At 44.7% G+C, this 7,427-nt stretch carries 11 protein-coding genes; 6 read left to right on the top strand and 5 right to left on the bottom strand.

Annotation, left to right across the window (positions count from 1 at the left end; translation table 11 throughout):
* The 6 genes from ACWVCM_RS05595 to ACWVCM_RS05570 form a co-directional block, all read left to right on the top strand.
* Positions 1 to 150, top strand: a 150-nt coding sequence (locus tag ACWVCM_RS05595) for an RsmD family RNA methyltransferase (protein ID WP_455200735.1), incomplete at its 5' end; no start/stop codon positions are given.
* A gap of 33 nt (positions 151 to 183) precedes the next feature.
* The gene (gene coaD / locus ACWVCM_RS05590) at positions 184 to 666 is read left to right on the top strand and encodes a pantetheine-phosphate adenylyltransferase (RefSeq protein ID WP_455200734.1); all 483 of its coding nucleotides are present in this window, start codon (positions 184 to 186) and stop codon (positions 664 to 666) included.
* Between the two features lie 227 nt (positions 667 to 893).
* Entirely contained in the window at positions 894 to 1,148 is a 255-nt protein-coding gene (locus ACWVCM_RS05585; RefSeq protein ID WP_455200733.1) for a YfhL family 4Fe-4S dicluster ferredoxin, read from the top strand.
* Between the two features lie 130 nt (positions 1,149 to 1,278).
* Positions 1,279 to 2,970, top strand: a complete 1,692-nt coding sequence (ggt, locus tag ACWVCM_RS05580; protein ID WP_455200732.1) for a gamma-glutamyltransferase — start codon at positions 1,279 to 1,281, stop codon at positions 2,968 to 2,970.
* 474 nt (positions 2,971 to 3,444) lie between these two features.
* A complete protein-coding gene (locus ACWVCM_RS05575; protein ID WP_455200731.1) occupies positions 3,445 to 3,969 on the top strand; it encodes a cbb3-type cytochrome c oxidase subunit I in 525 nt (174 codons plus the stop codon).
* Complete coding sequence (locus ACWVCM_RS05570) at positions 3,966 to 4,490, top strand: hydrolase (protein WP_455200730.1); 525 nt, start codon at positions 3,966 to 3,968, stop codon at positions 4,488 to 4,490. Before ACWVCM_RS05575 ends, ACWVCM_RS05570 begins: the two co-directional genes overlap by 4 nt.
* A 1-nt stretch (position 4,491) precedes the next feature.
* On the opposite strand, the gene ACWVCM_RS05565 is transcribed toward ACWVCM_RS05570, so the two are convergent.
* The 5 genes from ACWVCM_RS05565 to ACWVCM_RS05545 all read right to left on the bottom strand — a co-directional run.
* Positions 4,492 to 4,860: a hypothetical protein gene (locus ACWVCM_RS05565; protein ID WP_455200729.1), complete on the bottom strand. Its 369-nt coding sequence runs from the start codon at positions 4,858 to 4,860 to the stop codon at positions 4,492 to 4,494.
* 37 nt (positions 4,861 to 4,897) lie between these two features.
* On the bottom strand, positions 4,898 to 5,224 hold the full coding sequence (locus ACWVCM_RS05560) for a hypothetical protein (protein WP_455200728.1): 327 nt from the start codon (positions 5,222 to 5,224) through the stop codon (positions 4,898 to 4,900).
* Entirely contained in the window at positions 5,202 to 5,684 is a 483-nt protein-coding gene (locus ACWVCM_RS05555; RefSeq protein WP_455200727.1) for a hypothetical protein, read from the bottom strand. The genes ACWVCM_RS05560 and ACWVCM_RS05555 overlap by 23 nt, the downstream gene beginning before the upstream one ends.
* A gap of 12 nt (positions 5,685 to 5,696) precedes the next feature.
* A complete protein-coding gene (locus ACWVCM_RS05550) occupies positions 5,697 to 7,004 on the bottom strand; it encodes a 4Fe-4S binding protein (RefSeq protein WP_455200726.1) in 1,308 nt (435 codons plus the stop codon).
* Positions 7,005 to 7,083: 79 nt separating this feature from the next.
* Positions 7,084 to 7,427: hypothetical protein (locus ACWVCM_RS05545; RefSeq protein WP_455200725.1), on the bottom strand; the 344-nt coding region annotated here is incomplete at its 5' end.

The raw sequence follows: 7,427 nt of genomic DNA, 5'->3' as shown, positions 1-7,427 counted from the left end.
GAACATCATTGGTTAGCTGATGAAGCCTATGTTTACATAGAATCAGCCACCGCGATTGATGAACAACAACTGCCGCCAAACTGGAAATTGCACCGACAAAAAAAGGCGGGGAATGTACACTATCATTTGGCTATACAACAAAAGTCGTGAGAATATAATGCAGAATCATCAACGAGGTGATGCATGAACAAATTAACGGCGATATACCCCGGTACTTTTGATCCCATTACTAAGGGGCATACCGATCTGGTTGAGCGTGCCCTGCATTTGTTCGATAAGGTGATAGTAGCAGTTGCCGAAAACACCGCTAAAGAACCCACTTTTTCTCTCGAAGAACGCATGAATATGGCCAGGGTGGCCCTGAACGAATTCGAGGGTGTTGAAGTGCTTCCAGTACCTGGATTATTAGTAGAATTCGCTAAACAGCACAGCGCCAAAGCTATATTACGTGGATTGCGAGCAGTTTCAGATTTTGAATACGAATTTCAGTTAGCGGGCATGAATCGCAAACTGGCGCCGGAAATCGAAACCCTGTTTTTGACGCCGGCGGAGAAATACGCCTATATTTCCTCGAGCCTGGTGCGTGAAATCGCCGCCCTGGGTGGCGATGTGTCTCCATTTGTCCACAAAAACGTCATGGCTGAACTTATCAAGCGACTGCGCTAGAATTCCATCCTTCCAGGCCCCATATTTACCCTGACGCAGATTGGTTAAAAATTGGTACCAGCAGGCCAAATCTGCTGTTTCTTATGGTAAAATGCCGCAACTTTTGGCGACCGGCCTGATCCAATAGTTGTATTTTCTGATCGAACGATTAATTAGTCGTTTTTATTTTGGTAGTACTTTATTTTGTAGAAGCTTAATTTAGTAGAAGAGAGTAGCGAGAATTAATAATGGCTTTAATGATTACCGACGAATGCATCAACTGCGATGTGTGCGAACCTGAATGTCCTAATGGCGCAATTTCACAAGGTGACGAAATTTATGTGATCGATCCTGATTTGTGCACAGAATGTGTCGGACATTATGAAACATCCCAATGCGTTGATGTATGCCCAGTCGACTGTATACCACTGGATCCCAACCACGAGGAAAGCCAGGAAGAATTAATGGCAAAATATGAGCGCTTAATGGCGCAGTCTGCTTGATACATTGCCACTCGATACGTGTTGTACAACACAACAAATTGACTACAATAAAGGCCCTCACAAGGGCCTTTATTTTTTGCGTTCTAAAAATGCAACCACCCAACAAAATCAGCCAAAGAGTACCTGCTAAATGAAAAAACATTGTTGCTTGAAACTCGTATTACGCTGTTTCGCCATTTCCATTTTTCTGTTCAATCCTTTCGTAGCAATACAAGCACTGGAATTGCCCGCGGCTGCCATTGCAACGGCACACCCCGAGGCTACCAAAGCAGGCCATAAAATTTTACAAGAGGGAGGCAATGCTTTTGATGCTGCAGTTGCTATCACAGCATCACTCGCAGTTGTTGAACCAACAGGCTCAGGATTAGGCGGCGGTGGATTCTGGTTAATCCATCGTGAAAGCGATAAACATCAAACCATGATCGACGGTCGGGAAAAAGCACCCAAAGCCGCACACCGCGACATGTATCTCGATGAAGCAGGAAATGTCATACGCGGGTTATCAATGAATGGAGCACTTTCAGCCGGAATACCCGGAACGCCGGCGGGTATGGTGCATTTGGCCAGGAAGTATGGACGCTTACCCTTAGCTAAAAGTTTGCAGCCTGCCATTGAACAAGCTCGCAATGGATTTAAAGTGACTGAGCACTACCAGCGCATGGCAAAATTCCGCCTGGAGGCCTTACGCCAATCGTCTGCTGCCGCTGCTGTTTTTCTCCAGAACAATGACGTACCGGAACTAGGCTATGTCATTAAACAGCCTGACCTCGCCAACACACTGGAGCTCATTGCCCGTCAAGGGAAGGATGGTTTTTATAAAGGAGATTTGGCGACAAAAATGGTCGAAGGTGTGCAGGCTGCCAAAGGCATCTGGAACATGGAAGACTTGGCGGATTACCGCATTGTGGAGCGCCAACCCATACGCGGTAGTTATCGAGGCATTGCCATCACCACTGCTGCGCCACCGTCTTCTGGCGGTATCGCACTCATGACTATACTGAATATATTGTCAGGCTTCGACCTGGAGAACTTCGATAACACAACGCAAAAACATTTAACGGTAGAAGCCATGCGTCGGGCCTACCGGGATCGCGCCGTATATTTGGGTGATCCGGATTTCATCAAGATTCCGAAATCGAGACTAATACACCCCTACTATGCGGACGGACTACGAGCCACGATCAACCCAGAACAGGCCACTCCCAGTGCGTTACTGCCCGGTGTATCGTCACCTGCCAAAGGCCAGGACACCACCCATTTTTCTATTATCGATAAGGACGGCAATCGGGTTTCGGCGACACTGACGATTAACTACCCTTTCGGCTCCTGTTTTGTCGCCCCGGGTACCGGGGTATTACTTAACGACGAAATGGACGATTTTTCAGCCAAACCGGGGGAGCCCAATGCCTACGGCCTGGTTGGTGCGGAAGCAAACGCTATCGCACCTGGGAAACGCCCCTTATCCAGCATGAGCCCAACCTTTCTGGAAAACGAAAATGGCGTGGTAGTTTTAGGTACACCGGGTGGCAGCCGAATAATCACCATGGTACTGCTTGGTATACTGGAATTTGCCAATGGCGGAGATCCTCAGAGCATTGTTAGCCTGCACCGCTATCACCACCAGTTTTTGCCAGACCACATTCAATACGAAGAAGACGCACTGTCTGCTGATGAAATAGACAATCTGCAGCAACGCGGTCATCGGCTTAAGCAAACGGGAGGGCGCTATGGCAATATGCAGGCCGTAATGTGGAACAAGCGGAAAAATATACTATCGGCAGCCAGTGATCCGCGCGTCGGTGGTCACGCGGAAGTAAGATAACATACTGATAATATTAACTATTTATGAATCGATAATTACGATAAAGAATGACTGGACTTGCCTGTATAGGGCAGTTTGGTTAGACTAAACCGTCAAATCGGGGCTGTTGCTTAATTGAGTTCAAAAACGCAAGCAACGACAGATTTCTGGGGAGGGCGCATAGCTTGTTTTTCAGCAATCTACGCGACGAATAATTTAATAAAAGTATTATAAAACCAAGCAGGAGAACTTCATGGCATCTTTAACTCCAATTATTCTTTTCGGTGCATTATTCCTTTTAGCACTTTATTTGGGTGGCGCAGCATGTGATTCAGCTGCCGAAGCTCGTAAAAACCAGTCATAATTAAACACTGCATCTCGTAAAAAATAACAACTATAAATTGCAGTCATCAGCTGTACTCATAAAGCCCGGTTATCCGGGCTTTATTGTAATAGTTAGTAAAATAATTTAATAAGTTGTAAGCAGTTAGAAATATGAATAACCAGTCCACAGATAACCAGTATCTCATCAAATTTATTGTCGCTTCCGCAATTTGTTTCTTTGTTGGAACAGTACATGGCGTATTACAGGTTATGCGCCCTATCCGCGCCTGGCTGGATTCTATCGGTAGCCCCTATGGTGGACCAGGTCACATGATAGATCCCCTCGCCCATGCTCATATCAATGTAGTAGGTGGTGTCGTGGTATTTATAATGGGTGCTTCGTACTACCTAATTCCGAAAATGGGTGGCTTCGCTATATATTCCAGAAAACTGGTGAACCATACTTTTTGGTGGACTGTATGTGGTATCGGGGGTTTTTATTCGACCTTAATGATTTTCGGTATTTTGGAAGGACATGCCATGTTAGCCAGCCCTTATACTGATGCAAATGTACAGGCTATTCACAAATACTACGGCCCCGTTATAGGGACTGTCTCCACAATTATGGGGGTTGGTTTCTGGGTATACTTTATTAACATTTTTCTTACTGTTAAAAAGAAAATCCCCCTTCAATGACCAAGCAATGTCCTTGCCCTACCAGCTATCCACAATGGCATGAGCAAGATATTGATCTCAGCGGCAAGCCAGTACACGCTTTAAAGATACCCGCGTTCCTGTATATGCCCTTATCGTACGACCTCTATGTTCAGAGACAAGTAACCGATATAGAACAACTGGAACTGGAAGAAGAATGGCCTGGTTTCGTACTTACACGCACAGGTTTTTTACGTGGGGAAATGATTCGTTTGTTAAAATCCGGTGAATCACCTTCACGGTTTGTTCGATTCCTTGAGGGTTCGTTTAATGTAAGAGGTTTTTTACATAAAGGCGGCATCGGTACTATCAAGGAAAGTACCCGCCAGCTCCAAATGCAATTATTTGATATGGGACGCATGCCCAAAGAATTGTATTTATGTTATTTAACCTGCCCTGTTTGCAGTGAAGAAAAAGGTGGTGACAAGATTTTATTGCTACGACGCTGGCAGGAAAGCGCTACTCTCAGCAAGCGCATTGAGAGGCGCAAGCGAGACAAATAGCCTAGTGTTTAACGTGCCTAGCTAAGGGAAAATTTAGCTCGGTCTTTTTATTTTCCTCCCGTTTATGTTTCAACTGAACCACTAGTACCTCATTGGCCGGATCTTTCACAGCAATTGCCCGCCGATATACACCAGAATGACCGTCCTGAATCATCTGCTGCCAGCGCTCTGCCGTATTCATCTTTATAGACACAATATACTCATAGCCAGGAACACCTGTCTCGTAATGTGTCGCTACTACAACAAATTCATTCATCCCCTGACGCGGGGCACCTGGCCGGATCTCCACCAGTATTTCGTGCTTGTCCCAGCGTTGAGGAACCAGGATATAAGCATCACTTCTGCTACAGCTTGCTACTACCGCTATCATTACTAATAGTAGAATTAGCTTAGTTAAATCTATTTTTCTATTTTTGACTCGCATGTTTCTGTAAATAATCCAAAACAATTGCCAATTCATTGGAATTGAGTGGTTGAACTGCCTTGTTTTTCATTCGCATTTGCATGCGATCCACGACACCTGGCCACTGGCGCATAGTATGTATGCCTGGTAAAGGCGCAGCATGACATCCGCTACACTTGGATAAATAAAGTTTAGCTGGCTCAGATTCATATTCAGGATAGTCAGTTTTCTTTAGCGGAGCCGAACCCTGCTCCTGAGAGCATGCTAGCAAGCCGGATATTAGCAGCAGCAAACCTGGTGCAATAAACCTAAGATGTTTTACCTTGCGCATCTTTACTATTGTTTTTTGTTTTTTCAGCCTTCAATGATGCCTGATTACTTTTAGGATTAACAGATCGATCTGGAATATCCATATCTTCTCTGCCATCCACGCTGGGACTATAAACATTTACCATAATGTAAACAAAACCACCGAATACCAGTAAATATAATATTGCGGCACCAAATCCCCAGTCAATCCATTCTCTTTCATAGCCTGGTCTGTCACCCCAAAAAGGAAAACTCAGACCAATAGCCACTAACAGTACCGCAACTATAACCGCGATAAACCATTTTGGCACACCTTTTTGTGACTGTGGAATTTTTTCGACCAACTCCCAATCTTCCAAACCGCGTTTCTGTCGTCGTTCTTCGTCAGAAGCATAGCCAAAATTATCCTCGGGTATCTCTCCCCACTTTTTTTCCTTTAGTTCTTGTAGTTCAGGATGCTTTTCTTTTTCTGGTTCAGTCATAATACTATCTGCCTATTTGCTGGCAACAAAATGTTGCACTCGGTAACTATCTTTCCAACCTTCTTCGGATTTTGCGTGAACAAGGAATGTGTGCAGCCCTGCCGGCAATCCTTCATTAATATGCAACTTGATATCATGACGGCCAATGGTTTCAAATTTTACATCTGCCTCGTTGAGTTGATACATCGCTGGATCAAGCCCCTCTATTTCAATGCGTAATCCAGCAGCATCATATAATTTGTTAGATACAGCGACTCGATAATCGGAAATTTGCGCACCCTGCATAATATCAGCACGATATACCGCCAGATGATAACGTTCGTAACTGATTAGCCCCCATATAAACATGCCTACACCAAGCAGCGCAAAAGGAATTGTCCAGTGTACACGTGATGACAATGATGACAAACGCGTTTTAAATAATGCGAATTTGGTGGCATCTTCTTCGCCAACCTTAAAACTCAACAAGCCAGATTGGCCTTTCCTGGCCTGCAAATTATTGCAGGCGGTAATACACTCACCACAATTTATGCAGCTGTCATAGATCTCAGTTTTCCTGGGATCCAGTTCCAGGAAACAATGGGTGACACAATAATTACACTTATCACATAGTTTTGATCGTGAATCATCATAGGCAACATGCAAAGTTTGACTGGTTTTAAATCCATGCTGCCAGACTTTGTAGATACACATAAACCGGCACCAGAAATGACGAATAAATGCAATATCCAAAAATATGACTAACACGAAAATAAAATAAATATAATGCAAAGAACTTGCTAAACGGTCGTCTTGTTGAAACGTCACAAATGACCAGATAACAGACGGCGAATAAAAATAGAATAGTGGGATCAAGGCAAAGAACATGGCGGCTACAAAAAAGCTGATGCCTAACACCCCCCAATTGGCCCATTTATTTTTATTGGCCCCTACTTTCATTTTCTCGCCATTGAGTGATACTTCGGCGCGCTTACCCAACAACTTCTGGGTCATGTAATTTGCCCATTCGGACAAACTGTTTTGCGGACACGACCAACCACAAAAAGCAGTACCCACTGCGGAATAAAGTAAGACCAGCCCACTGGCAATCATCAACCAGAAACCGAAAACCAAAAAGAAATCAGACCACCAGATCTGACGATCCAGTACGACAAAAGCACCGGCAATAGGATCAATTCGAAACAGACCTACAATTGGAATGAGTAAGGCAACTGCGATGGTGGTAAACTGCAGTCCACGGCGTTGCCAATGCATCCGCATGCTGGCCTTGGGTGGTATGGTAGTGACAGGAATACTGCTGAGTGAATCATTACTGCGCATCGCGGGACTATACCATATTCTCAATGAACGCTCACTTAATTTGCTTTTTATCCATGTATTTCAATGGCTTATGTGATTTCTATTGTAGAAGTGTATCCAGAGGACTCAACTCGGCGAATCGCTTTTTATATTGCTGAGCTGCTTCTGCATTACCTTCTAGTTCCGCCAATTGCCACAAGCGCTTCAGCGCCTCAGCATGATCCGGACGAATTTTTAAAACAGATTCTAATACAGATTTTTCCGATATGCCTTCAGGACGACTTGCCTCGTAGTTAGCAAGCGTCGCATCCGCTACCGCGTAGCTGATCCATCGATCTTTGGGATTTGCCTGAAAAGCCAACTTGAGCAGCCTCTGTCCTTCCTGGGAATTTTTGCGTAACAGCGCCAACCAGCTACGATGCGCCAAATCTGTTGCAATATAAG

The organism is Kaarinaea lacus, from assembly GCF_975902315.1.
Note: the sequence above shows the minus strand (reverse complement) of the source record. Positions and strands in the feature narration are given on the sequence as shown.

What these genes read in the sequence shown, in the direction of transcription:
- coaD (WP_455200734.1), top strand. Translation starts at nt 184, where the DNA reads ATGAACAAATTAACGGCGATATACCCCGGTACTTTTGATCCCATTACT.
- ACWVCM_RS05585 (WP_455200733.1), top strand. Translation starts at nt 894, where the DNA reads ATGGCTTTAATGATTACCGACGAATGCATCAACTGCGATGTGTGCGAA.
- ggt (WP_455200732.1), top strand. Translation starts at nt 1,279, where the DNA reads ATGAAAAAACATTGTTGCTTGAAACTCGTATTACGCTGTTTCGCCATT.
- ACWVCM_RS05575 (WP_455200731.1), top strand. Translation starts at nt 3,445, where the DNA reads ATGAATAACCAGTCCACAGATAACCAGTATCTCATCAAATTTATTGTC.
- ACWVCM_RS05570 (WP_455200730.1), top strand. Translation starts at nt 3,966, where the DNA reads ATGACCAAGCAATGTCCTTGCCCTACCAGCTATCCACAATGGCATGAG.
- ACWVCM_RS05565 (WP_455200729.1), bottom strand. Translation starts at nt 4,860, where the DNA reads ATGATAGCGGTAGTAGCAAGCTGTAGCAGAAGTGATGCTTATATCCTG.
- ACWVCM_RS05560 (WP_455200728.1), bottom strand. Translation starts at nt 5,224, where the DNA reads ATGCGCAAGGTAAAACATCTTAGGTTTATTGCACCAGGTTTGCTGCTG.
- ACWVCM_RS05555 (WP_455200727.1), bottom strand. Translation starts at nt 5,684, where the DNA reads ATGACTGAACCAGAAAAAGAAAAGCATCCTGAACTACAAGAACTAAAG.
- ACWVCM_RS05550 (WP_455200726.1), bottom strand. Translation starts at nt 7,004, where the DNA reads ATGCGCAGTAATGATTCACTCAGCAGTATTCCTGTCACTACCATACCA.